This window comes from Rhodopseudomonas palustris BisB18 (assembly GCF_000013745.1).
In the GTDB taxonomy this organism is placed as follows: Bacteria; Pseudomonadota; Alphaproteobacteria; order Rhizobiales; family Xanthobacteraceae; genus Rhodopseudomonas_A; species Rhodopseudomonas_A palustris_F.
The window spans coordinates 894098-918865 of record NC_007925.1 but is presented as its reverse complement, the minus strand read 5'-3'; the positions used below and the strand labels follow the sequence as shown (position 1 = coordinate 918865).

Below are 24768 nucleotides of genomic sequence, written 5' to 3'. Positions count from 1 at the left end.
ACAGTGCTGGGCGCCTGAGCGATCAGGCGAAGTGAAGGTCGTGGGACTGCGCGGCAACGCCGGTCGCGGGGAAAATCCCGACCAGGGTCGCGGCGTCGTTGGCGATCAGGCCTTCTTCATCGGTGGGAATGACGACGGCGGTCGGCCGTCGGCTGCGGCTGATCCGGCCGGAACGGCCGCCGAACATCCGCTCGTTGGCCTCGCGGTTCAGCGTGAAGCCGAACACCCGCAGGCTCTCGATGGTCTTGGCGCGGATCAGCGCCGAGTTCTCGCCGATGCCGCCGGTGAACACCAAGGCGTCGAAATTATCCAGCGAGGCGGCGAGCCCGCCGATGTGGCGCGCCAGCCGGTGCACGAACACATCGAGCGCCAGGATGGCGCCGGCGTGGCCGGATTTGGCGGCCTGCTCCAGCGTGCGGCAGTCGCTCGACAGTTCGGAAATGCCGAGCAGCCCGCTTTCTTTATTGAGCATGGCGTCGACCTCGTCGAGGCTGAGCCGCGCGGTGCGGGCGATATGCGCCACCGCGCCGAAGTCGATGTCGCCGCAGCGGGTGCCCATCACCAGGCCCTCGATCGGGGTCATCCCCATCGTGGTGTCGACGCTCTCGCCGTTGCTGACCGCGGTGGCCGAGGCGCCGTTGCCGAGATGCGCGATGACGATGCCATGATCCTGCGGATCGAGCCGCAGCAGCTCGACCGCCTGGCGCGCGACGTAGCGATGCGAGGTGCCGTGGAAGCCGTAACGCCGCACGCCGAAGTCGCGATAGAGGTGCTGCGGGATCGCGTAGGTGAATGCCGCGCACGGCATGGTCTGATGGAACGCGGTGTCGAACACCACCACCTGCGGCACCGACGGCAACCCTTGCGAGCAGGCGCGGATGCCGAGCAGATTGGCCGGGCCGTGCAGCGGCGCCAGCGCCGACACCGCCTCGATGTCGGCGAGAACTTCCGGCGTCACCAAAGCGGACGCGGTGAAGCGCTCGCCGCCGTGCACGACGCGATGCCCGACCACGACGATGCGATCGAGCAGGCTTTGCTCGTCGAGATAGCGCAGGATCGCCGCCAGCGCCGCGTCATGGGCGCCGCCGTGCAGCGAATTGCTGGTCTTGGTCTCGCCGGCCTTGATCACCAGCCTCGCCTCGGCAAGCCCGAGACATTCCGCCAGACCGCTCGCCAGCGGCGCGCCGCCGAGCGCGGGAATCACCGCGAATTTGAGCGACGAGGATCCGCAATTGATCACCAGGACAAGTTGCGACGTATAGGACATGTGGATTCCATGTTGCTGATAGCGACAAACGACGTCGGCCGACGGCCGAAACCAGGCGCGACAAAGCGATCGCGGACTACTGGTCGTTCCGCGTGACTAATCGATCCAAAATCCCGCGATTTTGGCGTCCGCAGGTGGCGACGCGGAGCCGGTCTGTGACCGGCGCGGGCGGAGTAATTGCTCGGCAGGCCGCGGCCTGCCGAGCAATTGCGGCCGCTCTAGCGTTCGACGCAGAGCGCGACGCCCATGCCGCCGCCGATGCAAAGCGTGGCGAGGCCCTTCTTGGCATCGCGCTTTTGCATTTCGTAGAGCAGCGTGACCAGGATGCGCGCGCCGGAGGCTCCGATCGGATGGCCGAGCGCGATCGCCCCGCCATTGACGTTGACCCGCTCCGGATCCCAGCCCATCTCCTTGTTCACCGCCAGCGCCTGAGCGGCGAAGGCCTCGTTGGCTTCGATGAGATCGAGCGCATCGACGGTCCAGCCGGCCTTGCGGAGCGCGAGGCGGCTGGCCGGGATCGGGCCAGTGCCCATGATGGCGGGATCGACGCCGGCCGTTGCCCAGGATGCGATGCGAGCCAGCGGCACCAGACCGCGGCGGAGCGCATCCTCTTCACGCATCAGGACCAGTGCGGCGGCGCCATCATTGAGACCGGAGGCGTTGCCGGCGGTCACCGTGCCGTCCTTGGCGAAAGCCGGGCGCAACTTGGCCAGGGTCTCCGCCGTGGTGCCGGGCTTCGGATGTTCGTCGCTGTCGACCACCACGTCGCCCTTGCGGGTCTTGACGGTGACGGCAACGAGTTCGTCGCGGAAACGGTCGCCCTGCTGGGCGGCTGCCGCCTTCTGCTGTGACTTCAAGGCGAACGCGTCCTGCGCCTCGCGGGTGATGTGAAAGGCCCGCGCGACGTTCTCTGCGGTGGTTCCCATATGGTAGTTGTTGAAGGCCTCCCACAGCCCGTCCTTGATCATGGTGTCCTGCAGTTCGGCATTGCCCATCTTGATGCCGCCGCGCAGCTGCACGAAGTGCGGGGAGAGGCTCATGCTTTCCTGGCCGCCGACCACCATGATCTCGGCGTCGCCTGCCTGGATGGCCTGGGCACCGAGCGCGACGCTGCGCAACCCGGAGCCGCAAACCTGGTTGATGCAGAACGCGCTGGATTCGGCGGGAATGCCGGCGGCGATCGCCGCCTGTCGCGCCGGGTTCTGACCCTGCCCCGCAGTGAGCACGTGGCCGAGGATGACCTCGCTCACGTCGGCCGGTTCGGTGTTGGCGCGAAGCAGCACCTCGCGGATCACGGCGGCGCCGAGATCATGGGCGGGAATGCTGGCAAGGCTGCCGTTGAAGGATCCGACTGCGGTGCGGGCGGCAGCGGCGATGACGATGTTGGTCATGATGTTTCCAAGCGGGTTCTAGAAGAAGTACATGCCGATGAGGAAGATCGGCAGCGTGATGACGAGCGCGGTGGCGCAGTAGCCCATGATGTCGCGCACTCCGAGGCCGGCGATCGCCAGCGCGGGAAGCGCCCAGAACGGCTGCGCCATGTTCATCCACTCCTCGCCATAGGCGATGGCCATCGCCGCCTTGCCGAGATCGACGCCGAGCGCCTGCGCAGCCGGCATGATGAACGGGCCCTGCACAACCCAGTGCCCGCCGCCCGACGGCACGGCGAAATTGACCAGGCCGGAGGACAGGAAGGCCAACGTCGTGAAGGTGTCCTTGTTGGCGATCTCGACGAACAGGTTGGTGATCAACCCGCCGAGGCCGGAATGCTCCATCATGATCTGGATCCCGGCGTAGAACGGAAACTGGATCATGATCCCCGCGGTGCCGCGGGCGGCATTGGCGACCGCGCGGGCATAGGCCATCGGGGTGCGATGCAGGACAATGCCGGCGATCAGCATCATCAGGTTCACGGTGTTCACCGTGATGTTGAAGCCGCTCTTGCTGAAGTAGAGAAACAGGTAGCCGACGCCGAAGGCGGCGACCACCCAGCTGAGGATCTGGCTCTCTTCCATCCGCTCCGCAATCGTCGCGTCCGGCCCGAGCTCGCGCCGGGTGCTGACTTCCGGCGTCAACAATTTAGGATCGACGGTCACGACGTCCTTGGGTGCGGGATGCATCATCCAGCAGACCAGCGGCAGCACCACGATCAGGGAGAGCGTGATGAAGTAGTTGTAGGAGGTGAACAGCGTATCGGCGATCGGAATGAGGCCGACGGTCTTTTCCATCGGGTTGCCCTTGGTCGCCGCGACCAGCGCCACCGACGAGGAAAACCCGCCATGCCAGGTCATGAAGCCGATATAGGCGGCGGCGATCAGCAGCCGATAATCGGCTTTCGGAATCCGGCGCGCCACTTCGCGGGCGAACATCGCGCCGAGCACCAGGCCGAAGCCCCAGTTGATGGTGCAGGCGACCGCGGAGGAGAAAGCCACCAGCATGACGCCTTGCACCGGCGTGCGCGCGAACGCCGCCAGCCAGCCCATCGCACGGTGCACGGGATCGGAGGAGGCGAGCGCATGGCCGGTGACCAGCACCAGCGCCATCTGCATGGAGAAGCCGAGCAGATTCCAGAACCCGTCACCCCACATCTGCACCATCGCGAGCGGACTGGTCGGGGTCAGGACAATGCCGAGGGCGAAGACGATGATCGTCAGTAGGATGGCGAAGATCAGCGGGTCGGGTAGGTATTTGCTGACCAGGCTGGTCAGCCCGCGCGACAGTGCGGTGATGGGGTTGAAGCGGCCCACAGCCGCTGGAGGATCGATCGAACTGACGGACATGGCTGGTCACTCTCTCAGAGGAGGTTGGCCGCCACGCCGGCGCGAAGCCGGTCGTGGCGGCGGGGGATTACGCAGCAATCGGCATGACAAAGACGTCGGAGGGCACGATCAGTTTGCAGCCGGTGGCGGCCAGCACCTGTTCGACGCTCACACCGGGGGCGGTCTCCTGCAGAACGAGCCCTTCCGCGGTGGGAACGATGACGGCGAGTTCGGTGACCAAGAGGTCGATGCGCCGCACCGAGGTCAGCGGCAGCGTGCAACGCTCGATGATCTTCGCCACGCCCTTGGCGGTGTGGGTCATCGCGACGATGACGCGCCGCGCCCCGCAGACCAGATCCATCGCGCCGCCCATGCCGGGCACCATCTTGCCGGGCACCATCCAGTTGGCGAGTTGCCCGCGTTGATCGACCTGCAGGCCGCCGAGCACGGTGACGTCGAGATGGCCGCCGCGGATCAGTCCGAACGAGGTGGCGCTGTCGAACACAGCTGCTCCCGGAACGGCGCCGATCGGACTGCCGCCGGCGTCGCTGAGATCTTCGTGTACCAACCCCGGCTCAGGCCCCATCGACATGCCGATGATGCCGTTCTCGGATTGGAACATCACGTTCACGCCGGCCGGCAGATAGCGCGTGACCAGCGTCGGCAAGCCGATGCCGAGATTGACCAGGTTGCCGGACTTCATCTCCTGTGCAACGCGACGGGCGATCAGAGTTTTTTCATCCATGGGAAGCCTCCTTGGCAACGAGGTAGTCCACCAGCACACCCGGCGTGACGACGTTATCGGGCGGCATGCCGCCCAGCGGAACGATGTGATCGACTTCGGCGATGACGGTGGCAGCCGCCATCGGCATCATCGGGTTGAAGTTGCGCGCGGTGAGGGAATATTCGAGGTTGCCGCCGTGATCCGCCGTTTTCGCCTTGACCAGCGCGAAGTCGGCCTTCAACGGCTTCTCCAGCAAGTAAACCTCGCCATCACTCTCGATGACTTGCTTGCCGTCCTCCACGACGGTGCCGATGCCGGTGGCCGTCAGGATGCCGCCGAGGCCGAAGCCGCCGGCGCGAATGCGTTCGGCCAGCGTACCTTGCGGCACCAGCTCCACCGCGATATCGCCGGCGATCATGGCTTTCTGCGTGACCGGGTTGAGGCCGATATGCGAGGCGATGACTTTCGAGACGCAGCCGGCATCGATCAGCTTGCCGATGGCAAATCCCGGGTGGGCCGTGTCATTGGCGATGATGGTGAGATCGCGCGCGCCGCGCGCGATCAACGCGTCGATCATGCGCAACGGTGATCCCACGCCCATGAATCCGCCGATCATAATACTTGCACCGTCTGGGATCAGTGCCGCGAGGGCATCGACTTGGAGCACTTTGCTCATTTGATCTCTTTCTTGTTCGGGGTGACGAATTGCTCCGTTCGCGTTGCGTGCAAGCGAAGGAGCGACCAGTGGCGAAGGGAAGGGAGAAGGGAAGAAAGGAATGGTTCGGTCGGACGTGTCGTTCGGCTTCCTCGTATCCATGCGCGCTTGGCGCTTGGTCGATCTGTCCCAAGTAACAGAGCAACCAACGTGCCAACGCCGATCTTGCGCGGCAGGGCTGGAAAACACTTGCGAAAATGCGGTTTGCCGTGCGTGCCACCGCACAACCAGAGCTCGTGGCTGCGCAACTTCCCGCTCGACTGCGCAAGAATTTGCGCAGTTCGTCGCGGCGAAGCAATTGCGGGGCCTGCCGCAGAGGAAGGGACCGAGGTGGAATCCTCCGTAGAGGGATTTGCCGTAGTTGCTATCTAAAATCGGGTGTGCAACGAGAGCCGGGCGATGCCGCTCCGGCAGCGCATAGCGGGATCCGGTTTGACGAGCAGACAGCCGAGGCGTTGGTTTGGCGATTTATGGCGCCGGCGGTCGGGGGCAGGCGGCGCGTTGCCGCGCGGGCTGCCCGGCCTGCCGCACTCGCTGCGCGGCAAGCTTTTGCTGCTCTCGCTGATCGTGGTGTCGGTGCCGATCATGACGGCGGGGTACTTCCTCGATCGTCAGGGACAACAGACGCTTCTGCAGGAGAAGGAGGAGCGGCTGTTCGGTCTTGACCGTTTGCTCGATGCGCAGCTCGGCAGCGGCTTCGACGCGCTGCTGGCGGATTACGACGGCGATAGGGCGGATGGCGCTGCCATGGTGCGCCATCTCAATGCCCGCCTCGCCACCGTGACCGACCAGATGGCCGCGGCCAATCCCGGGGTCGGCGTGGGATATTATGACCTGGAGCGCAACGCGATCGTCACCTATGGTCCGAGCGCGCAATACGGCGCCACGGTCGGCCGTCCGATCCCGCCCGACCATCCCGGCTGGGCGGTGATGCGAAGCGGCAAGCCCGCCATGGAGGCCGGACCGCAGGTGCGCGGCCTCATCCTCAACGCGATGTGGCCGATCGTGCGCAACGACCGCGTGCAGGGTTACGTCTGGGCCAACCAGCTCTCCGACGACGTCGACCATCAAACCGCGGCGATGGATCGGGCGATCCTCGCCGTCACCATCGCCGGCGTGGTACTTGGCATTCTATTGACCCAGGCGATGTCGCGCGGTCTCACCCGCGATGTTCGCTTGGTGACCGACGGTCTCGCCCGATTGCGCACCGACCTGCACCACAGCATTCCGCCGCTGGCTGGTGAAATCGGCGAGATCGCCGCCAAGATCAACGTCATGGCGCAGTCTCTGCTGGACGCCAAATCGCTCACTGAAGATATCGTGCAGAGCATCGCCGACGGCGTCATCGCCATCGACCGCGATGGCCGGATCACCGCGATCAACCCGGCGGCGCGGCACATGGTCGGCGTCGCCGAGGCGGAGGCGATCGGCCGGCCCTATAACTCGCTGTTCGATCCGGCGGCGCCGTTTTCCAGCGTGCTGCTCGACACCCTCGAACACGGCTGCGAACATGTCGATGTGGCGGTGGAAATGCCGCTGCCACGGCAGATGCTGGACGTCAGCGCCAGCAGCAGTCTGCTGCGCGACAGTCACGGCACGGCGATCGGCGCCGTGGTGGTTCTGAAGGACCGAACCGAGCAGAGCCGGCTGCGCACGCAGGTGATGCGCGCCGATCGGCTGGCTGCGCTAGGCGAACTGATGGCGGGCGTGGCGCATGAAATCCGCAATCCGTTGACCTCGATCCGCGGCTTCGTCCAGTTCCTCGAAGCCTGTGACGACGTCCGCGAATGGCGACGCTATTCGCCGGAGATCATTCGCCAGGTGGACAGCCTCAACCGCATCATCACCGAGTTGCTCGAGTTTGGCCGTCCGCGTCCCCCCGCGATCCGGCCGGTGCAGCTCAACGATCTGGTGCACGAAGTCACGCGCCTCGCCGGCCATAAGGCGAACGTCCAGTTGCGGCTTGCGCTGTGCGCGGAGCTGCCGCTGATCGAGGCCGACGGCGAGGCGCTGAAACAGGCGCTGCTGAACCTGCTGATCAACGCGATGCAGGCGGTGGAGACTCTGGGCACGGTGCGCATCGAGACGCATGTCGAGGCTGACGGCGCCACCGTCGCGGTCGCCATCAGCGACGACGGCGCCGGCATCCTGCCGGAAGACCTGGAGAAGATCTTCGACCCGTTCTTCTCGACCAAGCCGCAGGGCACTGGACTTGGCCTCGCCATGGTGCATCGTATCGTCGATGCCCATCACGGGACGGTCGCCATGACCAGTCGCCCCGGCGCCGGAACCGTCGCCACCATGCGTTTGCCGCGCCTGCACATCAAGAAGGACGAGGTTTGATGGCCCCCGCGCGGGTGGTTCTCATCGTCGACGATGACGAGGCGATCCGTCACATGCTTGCCGCCGTGCTCGGCAAGGAGGGCATCACCGTGATCGCCGCGGCGGATGGCGCGGAAGCCGTGACGCTGTTCGGACTACATCGGATGCCGGTGGTGCTGATGGACATCCGGATGCCCCGGATGTCGGGCATGCAGGCGCTTGCCGAGATCCGCAAGCTCGACCGATCGGCGGCCGTGATCCTGATGACCGCGTTCGCCGAGGTCGAGACCGCGGTCCGCGCGATCAAAGAGGGCGCATTCGATTACATCATCAAGCCGTTCGACATCGCGGAGCTCAAGCTGCTAGTCGGGCGCGCGCTGCAGATGCGCGGACTGCGCGACGACAATGCGGCGCTGCATCGCGCGCTGTCGGCGAGTTATCGCACGCACCGCATCCTGACGGCGAGCCCGCGGATGACCGAACTTCTGCAGACCATCGCCAAGGTGGCCAAGAGCCAGGCCACCGTGCTGGTCACCGGCGAGAGCGGCACCGGCAAGGAACTCGTCGCCGGCGCGATCCATTATAGCAGCCAGCGCGCCGCGGGGCCGTTGGTGAAAGTCAATTGTGCGGCGATCCCGGACGGTCTGCTCGAAAGCGAGTTTTTCGGGCACGAGAAGGGGGCCTTCACCGGCGCCATGGCGCGCCGCCGCGGGCGCTTCGAGCAAGCCGAACACGGCACCCTGTTCCTTGACGAGATCGGCGATATCTCACCGGCTCTGCAAGTCAAGCTGCTGCGCGTGCTGCAGGAGCGCACATTCGAGCGGGTCGGCGCGGGTGAACCGATCCACACGGATGTGCGCATCGTGGCGGCGACCAATCGCGACCTCGAGGCGCTGGTTCGCCAGGGCCAGTTCCGAGAGGATCTCTATTTCCGTCTCAATGTCGTGCCGCTGGTGACCGTTCCGTTGCGGGAGCGGCCGGAGGATGTGCAACTGCTGGCCAACCATTTCCTGCAGCATTACGCGGCCGAGAACCAGATCGAGGTCGCGGGCTTTGATGACCTGGCGATGGAATGCATGCTGCGCTATCCGTGGCCGGGCAATGTCCGCGAATTGTCCAACGCGATCGAGCGGGCGGTCGTGATGAGCACCGGCCACATCATCTTCGTTGAGGATTTGCCGCACCGCATCAGCGCGCCGGGCCCATCGGCCGCGCCGCCCTCGCCGAGCGAAGCGTCCGCGGAAGCCGACCGCGGGCTGCGCGAACTGGTGATGCAGTACGAGGCCCGGGTCATTGCCGAGGCTTTGGAGCGCAACGGCGGCAATCGCGTTCGCACCGCGCAAGAGCTTGGCATCAGCCGCCGCTCGCTGCTCTACAAGTTGCAGGATTACGGAATCGAGTGAGGCGCAACGGTCTGCCCTCGATTCACGCCGCCCATCACCCGGCTTGTCCCGGGATGCCGAGACTTCTGATGCCGACGCTTCTAACAATGAGATCGTCGCCGCCGCGGTCGACGAGCATCGCTAGAGCATTGTCGGTTAGGACGGATGCGGTTCAAGACTCCCGGGCCGTCATTCCGGGGCACGAGCAGCTTCGCTGCGAGTGAGCCCGGAATCCATAACCACCGCAGGGATTATGGATTCCGGACTTGCTCGTTCTTCGAACTCGCAATCCGGAATGACGACGACATTTTGGTTGGATCATTCAATCCTAACCAAAGAGTCTGTAAATTCGCTGAGCGTACGATCTCATCGGCGGCCGCCGCTTCGCCGCGATGCCGCAACCGCATGCGCGGTTGATGTCTTCTGCGTCGAACGCGGCTTCGTCAGGTGATGCGCGGTAGCAAGGCCGATCAGCGTGTTGTCTTTTCAACTGCGACAACGTCCGCATGATCACCGCCAGGCTTCGGTTCATTCAGCGAACGCAGCCTCGCACGCGGCTCCCGATTGTCTTGTCCAGATTGTCTTGTCCAAATTGTCTTGGCGCCTCGAAGCCGTCATGGAGTTTAGTAATTACAGTGATCAGATAAATTCAATTTCTTAAACCCCCGCCCTCTGACACAAGTCGAGCGTCCACTTTTACTGGGCCGCGGAAGTGTCCTTGATCATTTTTGCTTAAAGCCCTGACGACAAAAGCGGCGACATCGCAAGTTAGTCTCATCAATCCGCCGGGTTGATCGTGACGACGTGCAGTTTTGAACCGACGGTCGTCCTTTGTCGGGATCGACCTGGGAGGGGAGCCAAAATGCTAGCCATACTCGGATTGATTACAATTCTGGCGTTGTTGACCGCCATATTGACCAACAAGCTTTCGCCGCTGGTCGCCTTGATCGTCATTCCCATCATCGCTTCGCTGATCGGTGGGTTTGGACCGCAAACCGCCACCTTCATCGTCAGCGGCGTCAAGAACATTGCGCCCACGGCTGCGATGTTCGTTTTCGCCATCGTGTTCTTCGGCATTCTGACCGATGCCGGCATGATGGATCCGATCATCGACCGCATCCTGAAAGCCGTCGGTCTGAAGCCGACCCGCATCGCGGTCGGTTCGGCGCTACTCGCCTTGATCATCCATCTGGATGGCTCGGGCGCCGTGACGTTCCTGATCACCATCCCCGCCATGCTGCCGTTGTACGACAGGCTCGGAATGCAGCGTCGCATCCTTGCGCTGGTCGTCTCGTTGGCCGCGGGCGTCAACTTCCTGCCCTGGACAGGTCCGGTGCTACGCGCCTCGGCGGCGCTGAACGTGCCGGTCTCCTCGATCTTCTCGCCGTTGGTGCTCGTGCAGCTTGTCGGTCTGATCTTCGTGTTCTCGGTGGCTTGGTACATGGGTAAACGCGAGGAGCGTCGCCTCGGTCTTGGTGCCAGTGCCGTGGCCGCCGCGGGCGGTGGCGCCGATCAAGTGACTTATAAGCGCGAGCTGACGGATGCCGAGAAGGAGATCCGTCGTCCGCGGCTGTTCTGGGTCAACATTCTGCTCGCGCTGGTGATTCTCGGCACGATGATCTCCGGTTACGTCGATGCGGCCCCGATGTTCATGGTCGGCACCGTGCTGGCGCTGATGATCAACTATCCGAACGTCAAGGATCAGAAGAACCGCGTCGACGCCCATGCCAAGGCGGCGCTGATGATGGCTTCCATTCTGTTCGCCGCGGGCGCCTTCACCGGCATCATGGGCGGCACCGGAATGATCAAGGCCATGGCCGCGGCCGGCGCTGCCTATGTTCCTGCCCAGCACGCTCAGGCTATTCCGTTCATCACCGGCATCATCTCGATGCCGCTGAGCCTGCTGTTCGACCCGGATTCTTACTACTTCGGTGTGATGCCGGTTCTGGCCAACGTCTATCACAGCTTCGGCGGTGATCCGATCCATGTCGCCCAGGCCTCGATCCTCGGCCAGATGACGACCGGTTTCCCGGTCAGCCCGCTGACGCCTGCGACCTTCCTGATCATGGGCCTCACCGGCGTCAGCCTCGGCGAGCACCAGAAGCTATCGATCCCGTTCCTGTTCGCCGCGACCGTCCTGATGACGATCACGGCGACCATTCTCGGCGTCATTCCGTCCCCGATCGGCTGATCGCGACCACCGACTTTTGAACTCAAGGAGTGCAGCTATGCATACTATCCGAATCGGATCCGGCGCCGGCTATTCCGGCGACCGCATCGAACCCGCCGTCGAACTTGCAGACAAGGGCGACATCAACTACCTGGTCTTCGAATGCCTGGCGGAGCGCACGATCGCGATCGCCCAGAAAGCCAAGTTGGCCGATCCCACCCAGGGGTACGATCCACTTCTGGTCGAGCGCCTCGAAGCGGTCCTCGCCATCTGCAAGAAGAAGGGCATCAAGATCGTCACCAACATGGGCGCTGCCAACCCCAAGGCCGCAGCGGCCAAGACTCGCGAGATCGCCGGCCGCCTCGGGTTGGGCGACATCAAGATCGCCGCGATATCCGGCGATGACGTCATCGAAGCGCTGAAGACCAGCGACGTGAAGATCACCGAAACCGGCGAGCCGGCCAGCAACATGCTCAACAGCCTGGTTTCGGCGAATGCCTATGTCGGGGCGGCGCCGATCGTCGAGGCGTTGGCGAAGGGGGCCGATGTCGTCATCACCGGTCGCGTTGCCGATCCGTCGATGTTCCTCGCGCCATTGATCCATGAATTCGGCTGGTCGCTGGATGACTGGGACAAACTCGGCAAGGGAACCGCGGTCGGCCATCTGCTGGAATGCGCCGGTCAGGTCACCGGCGGTTATTACGCCGAACCCGGCAAGAAGGATGTCGCCGATCTCGCTCGGCTCGGCTTCCCGATCGCCGAAGTGTCCGAAGATGGCGCCACCATCATCACCAAGGTCGAAGGTTCCGGCGGCAAGGTCACGGAACACACTTGCAAGGAACAGATCCTGTATGAGGTGCACGACCTCGCGAACTATCTGACGCCGGATGTGACGGCCGATTTCTCCAAGATCACCTTCAAGGAAATCGCGCCGAACCAGATTCGTGTCGAAGGCGCCACCGGCCGCGCACGGCCCGAGACCTTGAAAGTGTCGGTCGGTTATGTCGATGGCTACATCGGCGAAGGCCAGATCTCCTATGCCGGCCCGGGCGCGCTCGCCAGGGGCGAACTGGCACTGGAGATCGTCAAGGAACGGCTGAAGCTGACCGGCGTGCAGACCAGCGAGCTGCGGTTCGACCTGATCGGCGTCAACTCGATCCACCAGGACGTGCTGGCACCTGCGCCCGAACCGACGGAAGTGCGCGTGCGCGTGACCGGCCGAACCGACAGCATGAAAGAGGCGGTGCGGATCGGCAACGAAGTCGAGACGCTCTACACCAACGGTCCGGCCAGCGGCGGCGGCGCAACCAAGTCCGCCAAGCAGGTCGTGGCGATGCTCTCGGCGCTATTCCCACGCGACAAGGTCAACCCTGTCATCGATTATCTGGAGGCTTAAAGATGAAGCTTTTCGACATCGCCCATTCCCGCACCGGAGATAAGGGCAACATCTCGAACATCTCCGTCATCGTTTACGACCAGAAGGACTACGACCTGGTCCGCGACCATCTCACGGCAGAGCGGGTCAAGGATCATTTCAAGGGCATCGTTCATGGCGACGTCGTTCGTTACGAGGCGCCCTCGCTCGGGGCCCTGAACTTCGTCATGCAAGACGCTCTCGGCGGCGGGGTGACACGCTCGCTGGCGCTCGATGCGCACGGCAAGTGCCTGGCGTCTGCGCTGCTGGCGATGGAGATCCCCGGCGAGACCTAAAAAACCGAAGACGTCGGATCGCCCGCCGTTTGGCGGGCGATCGCCGCGCGGGTGGCGTCGACGGGCATGTAGTCTCGCCGCCGCGACCATCCGCTGCAGCGCGCGACCAAGTCGCTGTGACCTCGAACAGGTCGAGCACCCGTCCGAGCGTTTGATCGATCATCTGCTTCAGGCTGCCGGGTTTCCTCAGAGCGCAGGCAACGGCGGCAACACAATCGCGCCGTCTCCTTCGCCGCCGTGATGGACTTCAGATCCCGGATGGAACGGCGTTGCCCGGGCGATCAGCACCAGCCACCTTCCGCTCCGCAAGGGTCACCTCGGCGGCGCGGGTGAGCAGCGACGCGTCGGCCCCCGTCGCGATTTCGCAAAGGCCGCGCACCGAGCCCGCCACATCACCCGTCATTTGTCATCGGCCGTGGGATGCTGCTGCCGCGCCGTAAATCAGTTCGGCATGATGCCCGGCGCCGTGGACGCGTTGGTTTCCGTCGCGGTTGCGGGCGGGGGATGGCTAGGCGTGAGCTGTGAACGCGGGCGATGTAAGAATTATAAGCTATTTCAATTACATACAGATCGCTGTTGCATTTTGAATGGCGCGCCATTCAGAACAAAACTACGAACGCTTATGTTATTGAAATCATTACATAATTTATGACAACCACGTAGCCGACCAAAGAAGGCTTGGCGAATCGCATCACTCATATTAGGTTACATGTAACCGAGGAGAATTGCCATGGCGTCTGCATCAAAGCCGAAGCCCTCCCGTGTAAAAGTTCGCGAGCATCGCGAACGGCTGCGCCGACAAGGACTGCGTCCCATCCAGATTTGGGTGCCGGATGTGCGCGCGCCTGCGTTCCGCTCGGAGGCGCGGCGTCAGTCGCTGGCCGTGGCCGCAAGCTCCCGTGCACACGAGGATCAGGCGTTCATTGACGCCGTATCGACGCCCATTGACGAAGCGGATGGGCATGAATGAGGCGCGGCGACATCTGGACCGTCGCGGGCGGCAAGGACTATGCGGGCAAGGCACGGCCCGTCGTCATCCTTCAGGATGACAGTTTCGACGGCACTGAATCCATCACGATCTGCGCGTTCACGACCGACGACACGGACGCACCTCTGTTCCGGCTACGTGTCGAACCGAGTGAGCGCAATGGATTGCGCGTCGCATGCCACCTCATGGCAGACAAGGTAACTACCGTCCCGAAATCCAAGGTCGGTGTGCATGTCGGACGCCTGGACGACGAGGATATCCTGCGCCTCAATCGGGCCGTGCTGGTGTTTCTTGGACTGGCAACGTCACCGAAAAACAAATAGGCATGAGCTGAGACGAGACGTATATGAAGTTTACTGTTCAGCCACACACACCTGTAACGCAATAGGAACTAAGCCGCTCACGGTTGAGGTCTTGTGGCTTGGCTGAAAGCAAATATCTCACCTATACCCCCCGGCTGCCCTTGCAGTTCACGTGCTTTGAGATGCCGTTGGTAGTCTTCTTCCATTTGCTCCCTCTGCTGCAGAGTCGCGTTTTCAATCACGTATGAATCAATAAGTTTAGGAATTGGGCACGCGTGCAATCATCTCGACTTGCTCCGACGCCAAAAATGCAACGTTACGGAAATAATATGTCGAGTCGTCCATTTCGAATAGCCGTTGGCCAGGGAAACGCGACCTGCGTATCCAGCAGCCGTCGGAACTCAACTAGAGTGAAATGAATGGCGCGCCCGAAGAGATTCGAACTCCTGACCCCTAGATTCGTAGTCTAGTGCTCTATCCAGCTGAGCTACGGGCGCCTTGTCGCGGATCGTGCAGCGTTGGCTGCAGACCGCTGGGCCTTCGCAGCGTCTGGCGTTGCGAAAGCGCGCCATAGCTACCGGCTCCGGATCGGCTTGGCAAGCTCTGAACGCGCGATCTGGCGATGTTCGGCGCCAAGCCGCCGCGGCGGCGATTTTGCCGGCAAAACCCCCGCTTCAAGCCCGGTCCACGCGATTTCGCGGCATTTTGGCTGCGAATTCGCGATCTTCGCGGCCGCAAGGGCCGGGGCCGGGCAAAATGTCGGGGCGTCTTGCCGTCCCGAAAAGTTACGCCCTCGCCCGTTCGCCGCGGATGGTCAGCAATTCCACCGGGCGGTCGGGGATGGTGATTCGGAAGGTGGCGCCGATGGTGCCCTCGACGAGGTGGATGTCGCCGCCATGGGCGCGGACCAGTTCGGCGGCGATGGCGAGGCCAAGGCCGGTGCCGCCGGCGCGCACCGAGCCCTGGAACGCCTCGAACAGATGCGCGCGGGCCTTTTGCGGCAGGCCGGGCCCAGTGTCGGAGACCTCGACGATCGCCACCGCGCCCTCGCGGCGGCCGGTGATGCGGATCTGCTGGATCCCGGCGTCGCTCTGCTGGCCCTCCAGCGCCTGGGCGGCGTTGCGCACCAGATTGAGCAGCACGCGAAACAGCTGGTCGGGGTCGGCGTCGATGGTCAGGCCGCGTTCGATCGAACTGACCCAGGTGATCGAGGCATCCGAGGCGAGCCCCGCGGTTTCCCGCACTTCGGCGACCACCGGCTCGATCAGCAGCATGCGGCGATCGGGAGCGGCCTCCTGAGCCCTCCCGTAGGACAGCGTCGATTGGCAGAACGCGATGGCGCGCTCCAGCGATCGCATCAGCTTCGGCGCGAAGCGCTGCACCCGCGGGTCCGGCACGCTGGCGAGCTGGTCGGACAACAGTTGCGACGACGCCAACAGGTTGCGCAGGTCGTGGTTGATCTTGGACACCGCAAGCCCGAGCGCGGCGAGCCGGCTCTTCTGATGCAGCATCGACACCAGGTCGCGCTGCATGTCGGAGAGTTCGCGCTCGGCGACGCCGATTTCGTCGGTGCGCTGCGTCGGCACGATGATGTTGGCGGCGCTCTCCGGATTTTGGTGGAAGCCGACCAGATTGGCGGTCAGCCGGCGCATCGGCTGCACGAACAGGAAATGCAGCGCCAGATAGACCAGCGCCGCGGTCAGGATCGCGATGGTCAGCGACACCAGCAACAGATTGCTGGAGAACCGATACATCGCCTGGCGCAGCGGCAATTCGTCGACCACCACTTCCAGAAACTGGCCGCCGCCCGGCGCCGGACCGATCACCCGGATCGCCTGGTTGCCGCTTTCGAACATCACCTGGAAGGAGTCGACGATCGCCTCCCAGGGATTGACGCTGCGCATGTCGACGTCGTGGTCGATCTGCGGCGGCAGCTCGCCGCTGGCCAGCAGCCGGCGCTGCTGTCCCATCTTGATCGCCACCGCGCGGGCGCCGATGCTGTCGAGAATGTCGCGCGCGAGACTTTCCGGCACCATGCCGGAGGGCGAGGCGTCGAGCACCAGCGCGGCGGTGTTGGCCGCCGCCAGCCGGTCGTTCAGCCGGTTCAGCCGGAAATTGGCGATCGCCGGCACATAGATCAGGATCTCGGCGATCAGCACCAACGGGATGGTCAGCAGCAACAGCTTGCCGGACAGCCCCAGCCATCGCCGGCGCCGCCATACGCGGACCTCGTCCTGCTCGGTTTCTGGTTCCAGCGGCTCGGCTTTCCTGAACCTGTTGTTCGCAACAAGATGCGCCCGGCACAACGACCGGTCAAATTACCGATCGATCATGTGGCACGCGGCTTAACGCGGCCTTGAACGCCACCGGGGCGACCGCCCGCCGCTCGCTTGCCGCGAGCAGCCCTCCGATATGTCGAGCATCGCGTGCTAAAATAGAGCGGCGCGGCCGCATCGCAACCGTGACCCACGGCGTGATTGACGAAAACAGGACGCTCCCGTATAAGCCGCGCCAACTGTCCGCGATGGCCCGGCTCGACCGGGGCGGTTCATTTTTGGGCCGGCAACGGGCCATGTTTGGGCCAGCATCTTTGGACTTCATCACATTCCTCGGCTAATTGCCCGGTCAGCGGAGAACGACCCGTGAAGCGGACTTATCAACCCAGCAAATTGGTGCGCAAGCGCCGTCACGGCTTTCGCGCCCGCCTGGCGACTGTCGGTGGTCGCAAGGTCCTCGCAGCGCGCCGCGCCCGCGGTCGCAAGCGTCTGAGCGCCTGACGGGCGTCATCGAGATCTCATCATGGATCGGTTAAGGCAGCGGGCGGACTTCATCGCCGTTGCCAATGGGGCACGGATGAGCAGACCTGCCTTCGTGCTGCAGGGCCGTGATCGCGACGACGACGGCCCGATCCGGGTCGGCTTTACCGTGACCAAAAAGATCGGCACGGCCACCGAACGCAACCGAATCCGCCGCCGGCTCCGCGAAGTTGTCAAACGCGTGGACGGCGCAGCTATGCGACCGCACAGCGACTATGTGCTCGTCGGTCGCCGCGCCGCGCTCGATCGCGGCTTTTCCGTCATGATCGATGATCTCCACGTCGCGCTCGATCGGATCGGGCGGGGGCGCCAATCCCGAACTTGAATGATGAGACCTGACCGATGACCGACAACCGCAACACCATTCTTGCCGTCATTCTGTCGGGCCTCGTGCTGCTCGGCTGGCAATATTTCTTCAACATCCCGCAGATGGAGAAGCAGCGCGCCGCCGAGCTCGCCAGCAAGAGCCAGGCGGTGAACCCGGCGCAACCGCAAGGCGCCCAGCCCGCCACGCCGGCGGCCCCGGGCGCCGCGATCCCGCAGCCCAACGCCGCAACCGCGCCGGCCGGCTCCGCGCCGAACGCCATCCAGCCCCAGGCCAACACCCCGGTGGTCAGCCGCGAGGCCGCACTCGCCGCCTCACCGCGGGTCAAGATCGACACCCCCCGGCTCAGCGGCAGCATCGCGCTGAAGGGCGCCCGCATCGACGATATCGCGCTGGTCCAGTTCCGCGAAACGGTCGATCCGAAATCGCCGGCGATCGAGCTGTTCTCGCCGTCGGGCTCGGCCAATCCCTATTACGCGGAATTCGGCTGGGTCGCCGCCGCCGGCACCTCGGTGAAGATTCCCGATCAGAACACCCAATGGGAGCAGGACGGCACCGGCAGCCTGACGCCGAACCATCCGGTGACGCTGAAATACGACAACGGCGAAGGCCTGACCTTCCGCCGCACCATTACGATCGACGAGCGTTATCTGTTCACCATGAAGGACGAGGTGACCAACGTCGGCAACGCCCCGGTCACGCTGTATCCGTTCGCGCTGATCTCCCGTCACGGCACTCCGCACGTCGCCGGCTATTACATTCTGCATGAAGGTCTGGTCGGCTATCTCGGCGAGCAGGGGCTGCAGGAATACGGCTACAGCAAGATCGACGAGGCCAAGGCGGTCAACTTCAAGGTCACCAACGGCTGGCTCGGCATCACCGACAAATATTGGGCCGCGGCGCTGTTGCCCGACACCAGCGCGCAATTGCAGGCGCGGTTCTCGTCGAACCTTGCCAACAACGTGCGCACCTACCAGACCGACTATCTGCAGGACGCCCAGACCATCGCGATCGGCGGCACCGGCACCGCCAATGCGCGATTGTTCGCGGGCGCCAAGGAAGCCGGCACGGTCGGCATCAACTTCCCGGCGCTGGGGCTCGGCGGCTACAACAAGGATCTCGGCCTCAACCACTTCGATCTGTTGATCGATTGGGGCTGGTTCTACTTCATCACCAAGCCGATGTTCGTGGCGCTCGACTTTTTCTTCCATCTGGTCGGCAATTTCGGCATCGCCATCCTGCTGGTGACGGTGATCATCAAGCTGTTGTTCCTGCCGCTCGCCAACAAATCCTACGCCTCGATGGCCAAGATGAAGGCGATCCAGCCGCAGCTCGCGGCCTTGAAGGAGCGTCATCCGGACGACAAGGCCAAGCAGCAGCAGGAGATGATGGAGATCTACCGCAAGGAGAAGATCAACCCGGTCGCCGGTTGCCTTCCCGTGCTGCTGCAGATCCCGGTGTTCTTCTCGCTCTACAAGGTGCTGTTCGTCACCATCGAAATGCGCCACGCGCCGTTCTACGGCTGGATCCACGACCTTTCGGCGCCGGATCCGACCAACCTGTTCAACCTGTTCGGTCTGCTGGCGTTCGATCCGACCCATGTGCCGGTGATCGGGCATTACCTGGTGCTCGGCGCCTGGCCGATCGTGATGGGCATCACGATGTGGGTGCAGATGAAGCTCAATCCGACCCCGCCGGATCCGACCCAGCAGATGATCTTCGCCTGGATGCCGCTGATCTTCACCTTCATGCTGGCCTCGTTCCCGGCCGGTCTGGTGATCTACTGGGCCTGGAATAACCTGCTCTCGGTGGTGCAGCAGGGCTACATCATGCGGCGCAACGGCGTGAAGGTCGAACTGTTCGACAATCTGAAAGCCAGCTTCGCCCGCAAAAAGAAGAACGCCAAGGCGACCTGACAAGGCGAACTGAAAAGGCGAACTGAGAACGGCATCGCCGTCATCTGATGCGCCGCGAAGCGGTGAAAGCAATCGGGCATTGAGCCCAACCACGTCATGCCCGGCCACGTGCCGGGCATCCACGTGCCGGGACTGCCGTGCTCGATGACGTGGATGGCCGGGACAAGCCGGCCATGACGCGGAGCAGGCAGCGCGATTCGCTCGAAGCGATAACGACGAAGGCGACATCCGTCGCACAACACATGAAAGCCTTCGCATGACCCAAGACAACGATGCGAAGTTCATCGAACAGGGCCGCAAGCTGTTCGCCGGCGACTGGCAGTTCATCTGGGCCTCGCCCTCGATCGAGACGCTGCCGCCGATGGCCGGCCTCGAAGTCGCCTTCGCCGGCCGCTCCAATGTCGGCAAGTCCAGCCTGATCAACGCTTTGACCGGCCGCAACGCACTGGCGCGGACCTCGCACACCCCGGGCCGCACCCAGGAATTGATCTTCTTCGAAGGTCCCGAGAACGCCAATTTCCGCCTGGTCGACATGCCGGGCTACGGCTACGCCTCGGCGCCGAAGGCCAAGATCGCCTCCTGGACCTCGCTGATCCACAATTTTCTGCAGGGCCGCAGCACGCTGGCGCGGGTCTATGTGCTGATCGACGCCCGCCACGGCCTCAAGGAGGTCGATCAGGACGTGCTCAACACGCTCGACAAATCCGCGGTAAGCTATCAGGTGGTGCTGACCAAGGCCGACCAGGTGAAGCCCGCCGAGCTGGCGCAGTGCCGCATCGACGTCGAAGCCGGCTTGCGCAAACATCCCGCCGCCTACCCGGAATTGCTGGTGACCTCGTCGCGCACCGGCGCCGGGATGCCGGAACTGCGCGCCGCGATGATCAAGCTGATTGCCGAGCGCAGCTGATGACCCGCAGCGTCGCCTTCCGCATCCTGATCGCGCTGGCCGGCGTGATGGGCGGCTGCGGCGTGGCGCTGGCGGCGATGGCGGCGCATCTACCCGACGCCGCGCGGCTCGGCTCGGCCTCCACCATGCTGCTGTTTCACGCCCTCGCCGCGATCGCCGCCGTGCTGCTGTGCGACCGCGGCCTGGTTCGTGCCCTGCCCGGCGTCTTGGCGGCGTTCGGCTTTGTGATCGGCGCGCTGCTGTTCGCCGGCGATCTCACGCTGCGGCAATTCGCCGGCCACGGCCTGTTCCCGATGGCGGCGCCGAGCGGCGGCAATGTGATGATCCTGAGCTGGCTGGTGCTCGCCGGCGCGGCGCTGGCGCCGCCGCGGCGATGACGCCCGGTGTCCCGGGCGCGATGCGGCATGCAATGCCGCTTCGCAGACCCGGGACCGTTCCAAATGCGGCCTTCGTTACGGCCCCGGCTCTGCGGCGCATCGCTGCGCGCTGCGCCGCGTCCGGGGCACCTCTGTCGCAATCATCCGCCCCTAGGATCGCCGGCCATGAAATGCTAGCGCTCTCCCCGTCGAAATAATCACCCCCGCGAATCGTGAGATCCCGTTCATGACCGACGCGCCCGAGATCAGCCCGCTCGATCAGGCCCGCATCCTGTCCGAAGCGCTGCCGCATATGCAGGAATATGACGAAGAAACCATCGTCATCAAATATGGCGGCCACGCCATGGGCGCCGAGGATCTCGCCAAGGCGTTCGCGCGCGACATCGTGCTGCTGGAGCAGACCGCCATCAACCCGGTGGTGGTGCATGGCGGCGGGCCGCAGATCGCCACCATGCTGAAGCGGCTCGGCATCAAATCGGAATTCGCCGCCGGCCTGCGCATCACCGACGCCGCCACCATCGAGATCGTCGAGATGGTGCTGGCCGGCTCGATCAACAAGCAGCTGGTCGGCTACATCAACGAGGCCGGCGGCAAGGCCGTCGGGCTGTGCGGCAAGGACGGCAACATGGTCAGCGCGACCAAGGCGACGCGCACCATGGTCGATCCGGATTCCCGGATCGAGGAAGTGATCGATCTCGGCTTCGTCGGCGAGCCGGAAAAGGTCGACCTCACGCTGCTCAACCAGCTGATCGGCCACGAGCTGATCCCGGTGCTGGCGCCGCTGGCGACATCGAGCAGCGGCCAGACCTTCAACGTCAACGCCGACACCTTTGCCGGCGCAGTGGCCGGCGCCTTGAAGGCCAAGCGGCTGTTGCTGCTGACCGACGTGCCCGGCGTGCTCGACAAGTCGAAGAAGCTGATCCCCGAACTGTCGGTCAAGGACGCCCGCCGGCTGATCGCCGACGGCACCATTTCGGGCGGCATGATTCCCAAGGTCGAGACCTGCATCTACGCGCTCGAACAGGGCGTGCAGGGCGTGGTCATCATCGACGGCAAGACCCCGCACGCGGTGCTGCTGGAACTGTTCACCAACCAGGGCACCGGCACGCTGATCCACAAGTGAGGGACCGACCGAGCAGGGCGTTGCGCAGCGGCCGCCTCGCGGCCTTGCGACAGACGCTACGAGGCGTTTCGACACGCGGCACGCTCTCGCCAAGCCGCGTCCCCTCCGCGTCATGGCCGGGCTCGTCCCGGCCATCCACGAACAACAAGCGCTTGAGCGATCTGCCCGTGGATGCCCGGCACAAGGCCGGGCATGACGGATTGGAGACCGCGCGTCGCGACGAACACCGCAGTCGCGGCCAGGCTGTTGCTGGCCACGCGCTCCGCTTCGGCCTGGCGCTACTGGCGCTTTCCGCGATCACTCCCGCCTATGCCGACCTGAAACTCTGCAACCGGATGAGCTACGTGGTCGAGGCCGCGATCGGCATCGACGACAAGGCGTCCACTGCCAGCCGCGGCTGGTTCCGGATCGATCCGGCGCAATGCCGCGTCGTGGTGCAGGGCACGCTGACGGCCGACCGCATCCTGCTGCACGCCCGCGCGCTCGGGGTGTACGGCGCCTCGCCGGTGCCGCAGAACGGCAGCGACCGGCTGTGCATCGCGCCGGACAATTTCGTCATCGCCGCGGCGCGGCAGTGCCGCAGCGGCCAGACCGCGGCGCCGTTCACCGAGATCAAGCCGACCGCGACCGACGACGGCAATCTGGTCGCCTATCTGGCCGAGGACAGCGAATATGACGACGAGCAGGCCAAGCTCGCCGGCATCCAGCGGCTGTTGGTGATCGCCGGTTACGACGCTGCCCCGATCGACGGCGTCGACGGCCCGAAGACCCAAGCCGCGCTGGCGGCGTTTCTGAAAAGCCGCGGGCTTGCCGCCGACGTGGTGCAGGCGCCGAATTTGTTCGACGCCATGATCAAGGCGGTCGAGGCGCCCTCCAGCACCGGGCTGACGTGGTGCAACGACACCCCGCACAAGATCATGGCCGCGGTCGGCAGCGACGACGGCAAGGCGGTGACCAGCCGCGGCTGGTACCGCATCGATCCCGGCAAGTGCCTGCATCCCGATGTCTCGGGCCAGCCGAAGCAGCTCTACAGCTTCGCCGAAGCGGTGAACGCCGACAATCGCGCCGTGAAGATCAAGGACAAGCCGCTGAGCTGGGGCGGCGGCGTCATGCTGTGCACCCGCGACAGCAAATTCGAGATCAACGACCAGCACGATTGCGCCGCTCGCGGCTTCAACCGCACCGGCTTCACCTCGGTCGACCTTTCGAGCGGCGGCAAGACGCTGCGTTTCACGCTGCCCTGATGACGACTAGGACTCGCTATGACGCTCGCTGACGCGCAACCGCGGAACTTCACCCGGATCGACACCTGGGTGTTCGACCTCGACAACACGCTGTATCCGCACCACGTCAATTTGTGGCAGCAGGTCGACGTCCGGATCCGCGACTTCGTCGCCGCCTATCTCGACATTCCGGCCGAGGACGCCTTCCGGATTCAGAAAGACTATTATCGCCGCTATGGCACCACGATGCGCGGCATGATGACCGAGCACGGCGTCCGCGCCGACGATTACCTGGCTTATGTGCACGAGATCGACCATTCGCCGCTGGAGCCGAATCCGGCGATGGGCGCGGCGATCGCCGCATTGCCCGGGCGCAAGCTGATCCTCACCAACGGCTCCACCGAACACGCCGCCAAAGTTTTGGCGCGGCTCGGCATCGAACATCATTTCGAGGCGGTGTTCGACATCGTCGCCGCCCAACTGGAGCCGAAGCCGGCGCCGCAGACCTATCAGCGCTTCCTCGATCTGCATGGCGTCGATCCGACCCATGCTGCGATGTTCGAGGATCTCGCCCGCAATCTCGCGGTGCCGCATCGGCTGGGCATGACCACGGTGCTGGTGGTGCCCGACGGCAGCAAAGAGGTGGTGCGCGAGGACTGGGAGCTGGAAGGCCGCGACGCCGTCCATGTCGATTTCGTCACCGACGATCTGACCGGGTTCTTGGTGGGGCTCAATCCAATACGATAGCGTGTCCCGGACGCGGCGCGGCGTGCTTCACGCCGCGCCGCGCTACGCGCTGCAGCGTCCGGGGCACATGTCTTGACTCTCCCTCGCCAAATCCCGACAAAAGCAGCCCACGCGCGCCACTTGCCAAGGAATCCCCGATGTCGTTGTCCGCCCTCGAAACCTCCATCAACACCGCGTTCGACGCGCGCGATACCGTCAGCACCGCGACCAAGGGCGAAGTCCGCGACGCCGTCGAGCACGCGCTCGACATGCTGGACAAGGGCGAGGCGCGGGTCGCCGAGCGCGGCGACGACGGCAAATGGACCGTCAACCAGTGGCTGAAGAAGGCCGTGCTGCTGTCGTTCCGGCTCAACGACATGAGCACGATTTCCGGCGGCCCGGGCGGCGCCACCTGGTGGGACAAGGTGCCGTCGAAATTCTCAGGCTGGGGCGAGAACCGGTTTCGCGACGCCGGTTTCCGCGCGGTGCCGGGCGCGATCGTGCGGCGCTCCGCCTTCATCGCCAAGAACGTCGTCTTGATGCCGTCCTTCGTCAATCTCGGCGCCTATGTGGACGAGGCCACCATGGTCGACACCTGGGTGACCGTCGGCTCCTGCGCGCAGATCGGCAAGCGCGTGCACATCTCCGGCGGCGTCGGCATCGGCGGCGTGCTGGAGCCGCTGCAGGCGGGTCCCGTCATCATCGAGGACGATTGCTTCATCGGCGCCCGCTCCGAAGTCGCCGAGGGCGTCATCGTCCGCAGGGGCGCGGTGCTGTCGATGGGCGTGTTCCTCGGCGCCTCGACCAAGATCATCGACCGCGACTCCGGCGAGATCTTCGTCGGCGAGGTGCCGGAATATTCCGTGGTGGTGCCGGGCAACCTGCCCGGCCGTCCGCTGAAGAACGGCCAACCCGGCCCCTCCACCGCCTGCGCGGTGATCGTCAAGCGGGTCGACGAGCGCACCCGCTCCAAGACCAGCATCAATGAATTGTTGCGGGACTAAGCTAGAGTCGGC

The 24768-nt window shown here is 64.4% G+C and carries 23 protein-coding genes and 1 tRNA gene; 16 read left to right on the top strand and 8 right to left on the bottom strand.

Going from position 1 to position 24768, the window contains the following annotated elements; translation table 11 throughout:
• Window positions 1-22: 22 nt before the first annotated feature.
• The 5 genes from RPC_RS04190 to RPC_RS04170 form a co-directional block, all read right to left on the bottom strand.
• Window positions 23-1267: an acetate/propionate family kinase gene (locus tag RPC_RS04190; RefSeq protein WP_011471311.1), complete on the bottom strand. Its 1245-nt coding sequence runs from the start codon at window positions 1265-1267 to the stop codon at window positions 23-25.
• Window positions 1268-1485: 218 nt separating this feature from the next.
• A complete protein-coding gene (locus tag RPC_RS04185) occupies window positions 1486-2658 on the bottom strand; it encodes an acetyl-CoA C-acetyltransferase (protein ID WP_011471310.1) in 1173 nt (390 codons plus the stop codon).
• A gap of 18 nt (window positions 2659-2676) precedes the next feature.
• Entirely contained in the window at window positions 2677-4047 is a 1371-nt protein-coding gene (locus tag RPC_RS04180; RefSeq protein WP_011471309.1) for a TIGR00366 family protein, read from the bottom strand.
• 67 nt (window positions 4048-4114) lie between these two features.
• Complete coding sequence (locus RPC_RS04175; protein WP_011471308.1) at window positions 4115-4771, bottom strand: 3-oxoacid CoA-transferase subunit B; 657 nt, start codon at window positions 4769-4771, stop codon at window positions 4115-4117.
• Window positions 4764-5426: a CoA transferase subunit A gene (locus tag RPC_RS04170; protein WP_041801376.1), complete on the bottom strand. Its 663-nt coding sequence runs from the start codon at window positions 5424-5426 to the stop codon at window positions 4764-4766. The genes RPC_RS04175 and RPC_RS04170 overlap by 8 nt, the downstream gene beginning before the upstream one ends.
• A 540-nt stretch (window positions 5427-5966) precedes the next feature.
• Between RPC_RS04170 and atoS the strand changes: the two genes are divergently transcribed.
• The 5 genes from atoS to RPC_RS04145 all read left to right on the top strand — a co-directional run bounded on the left by atoS (window position 5967) and on the right by RPC_RS04145 (window position 13049).
• Entirely contained in the window at window positions 5967-7808 is a 1842-nt protein-coding gene (gene atoS / locus RPC_RS04165; protein ID WP_011471306.1) for a two-component system sensor histidine kinase AtoS, read from the top strand.
• Window positions 7808-9190, top strand: a complete 1383-nt coding sequence (gene atoC, locus RPC_RS04160) for an acetoacetate metabolism transcriptional regulator AtoC (RefSeq protein WP_011471305.1) — start codon at window positions 7808-7810, stop codon at window positions 9188-9190. The genes atoS and atoC overlap by 1 nt, the downstream gene beginning before the upstream one ends.
• Window positions 9191-10031: 841 nt before the next feature.
• The gene (locus RPC_RS04155; protein WP_011471304.1) at window positions 10032-11360 is read left to right on the top strand and encodes a CitMHS family transporter; all 1329 of its coding nucleotides are present in this window, start codon (window positions 10032-10034) and stop codon (window positions 11358-11360) included.
• A 37-nt stretch (window positions 11361-11397) separates the two neighbouring features.
• Entirely contained in the window at window positions 11398-12735 is a 1338-nt protein-coding gene (locus RPC_RS04150) for an acyclic terpene utilization AtuA family protein (RefSeq protein WP_011471303.1), read from the top strand.
• A gap of 2 nt (window positions 12736-12737) precedes the next feature.
• Window positions 12738-13049, top strand: a complete 312-nt coding sequence (locus tag RPC_RS04145) for an AtuA-related protein (RefSeq protein ID WP_011471302.1) — start codon at window positions 12738-12740, stop codon at window positions 13047-13049.
• Window positions 13050-13296: 247 nt separating this feature from the next.
• Here RPC_RS04145 and RPC_RS25950 read toward each other — a convergent pair whose 3' ends face one another.
• Window positions 13297-13452, bottom strand: coding sequence for a hypothetical protein (locus RPC_RS25950; protein ID WP_157043127.1), 156 nt, complete (start codon window positions 13450-13452; stop codon window positions 13297-13299).
• A 327-nt stretch (window positions 13453-13779) separates the two neighbouring features.
• On the opposite strand from RPC_RS25950, the gene RPC_RS25375 reads away from it, so the two are divergent.
• Together RPC_RS25375 and RPC_RS04135 are read left to right on the top strand one after the other, a co-directional pair.
• Window positions 13780-14019, top strand: coding sequence for an antitoxin MazE family protein (locus RPC_RS25375; RefSeq protein WP_011471301.1), 240 nt, complete (start codon window positions 13780-13782; stop codon window positions 14017-14019).
• The gene (locus tag RPC_RS04135; protein ID WP_011471300.1) at window positions 14016-14360 is read left to right on the top strand and encodes a type II toxin-antitoxin system PemK/MazF family toxin; all 345 of its coding nucleotides are present in this window, start codon (window positions 14016-14018) and stop codon (window positions 14358-14360) included. Before RPC_RS25375 ends, RPC_RS04135 begins: the two co-directional genes overlap by 4 nt.
• A 399-nt stretch (window positions 14361-14759) precedes the next feature.
• Here the strand turns inward: RPC_RS04135 and RPC_RS04130 are convergent.
• Window positions 14760-14836: transfer RNA gene (locus RPC_RS04130), tRNA-Arg, on the bottom strand.
• Between the two features lie 288 nt (window positions 14837-15124).
• On the bottom strand, window positions 15125-16594 hold the full coding sequence (locus RPC_RS04125) for a sensor histidine kinase (protein ID WP_041802412.1): 1470 nt from the start codon (window positions 16592-16594) through the stop codon (window positions 15125-15127).
• Between the two features lie 387 nt (window positions 16595-16981).
• Here RPC_RS04125 and rpmH point away from each other — a divergent pair, with 387 nt between their 5' ends.
• The 9 genes from rpmH (at window position 16982) to dapD (ending at window position 24756) form a co-directional block, all read left to right on the top strand.
• The gene (gene rpmH / locus RPC_RS25370) at window positions 16982-17116 is read left to right on the top strand and encodes a 50S ribosomal protein L34 (RefSeq protein WP_011471298.1); all 135 of its coding nucleotides are present in this window, start codon (window positions 16982-16984) and stop codon (window positions 17114-17116) included.
• Between the two features lie 22 nt (window positions 17117-17138).
• Entirely contained in the window at window positions 17139-17480 is a 342-nt protein-coding gene (rnpA, locus tag RPC_RS04120; RefSeq protein ID WP_041801373.1) for a ribonuclease P protein component, read from the top strand.
• A 17-nt stretch (window positions 17481-17497) separates the two neighbouring features.
• Entirely contained in the window at window positions 17498-19396 is a 1899-nt protein-coding gene (yidC, locus tag RPC_RS04115) for a membrane protein insertase YidC (protein WP_011471296.1), read from the top strand.
• A gap of 256 nt (window positions 19397-19652) precedes the next feature.
• Window positions 19653-20303 carry a ribosome biogenesis GTP-binding protein YihA/YsxC gene (gene yihA / locus RPC_RS04110; RefSeq protein WP_011471295.1) on the top strand — a complete coding sequence of 217 codons (651 nt, stop codon included), beginning with the start codon at window positions 19653-19655 and terminating at the stop codon, window positions 20301-20303.
• Complete coding sequence (locus RPC_RS04105; protein ID WP_011471294.1) at window positions 20303-20680, top strand: DUF423 domain-containing protein; 378 nt, start codon at window positions 20303-20305, stop codon at window positions 20678-20680. The genes yihA and RPC_RS04105 overlap by 1 nt, the downstream gene beginning before the upstream one ends.
• A gap of 226 nt (window positions 20681-20906) precedes the next feature.
• Complete coding sequence (gene argB, locus RPC_RS04100) at window positions 20907-21803, top strand: acetylglutamate kinase (RefSeq protein ID WP_011471293.1); 897 nt, start codon at window positions 20907-20909, stop codon at window positions 21801-21803.
• A 272-nt stretch (window positions 21804-22075) separates the two neighbouring features.
• Entirely contained in the window at window positions 22076-23047 is a 972-nt protein-coding gene (locus RPC_RS04095) for a DUF1036 domain-containing protein (protein ID WP_041802410.1), read from the top strand.
• 18 nt (window positions 23048-23065) lie between these two features.
• A complete protein-coding gene (locus RPC_RS04090; protein ID WP_011471291.1) occupies window positions 23066-23773 on the top strand; it encodes a pyrimidine 5'-nucleotidase in 708 nt (235 codons plus the stop codon).
• A 137-nt stretch (window positions 23774-23910) separates the two neighbouring features.
• A complete protein-coding gene (gene dapD, locus RPC_RS04085) occupies window positions 23911-24756 on the top strand; it encodes a 2,3,4,5-tetrahydropyridine-2,6-dicarboxylate N-succinyltransferase (protein WP_011471290.1) in 846 nt (281 codons plus the stop codon).
• Window positions 24757-24768: the final 12 nt, after the last annotated feature.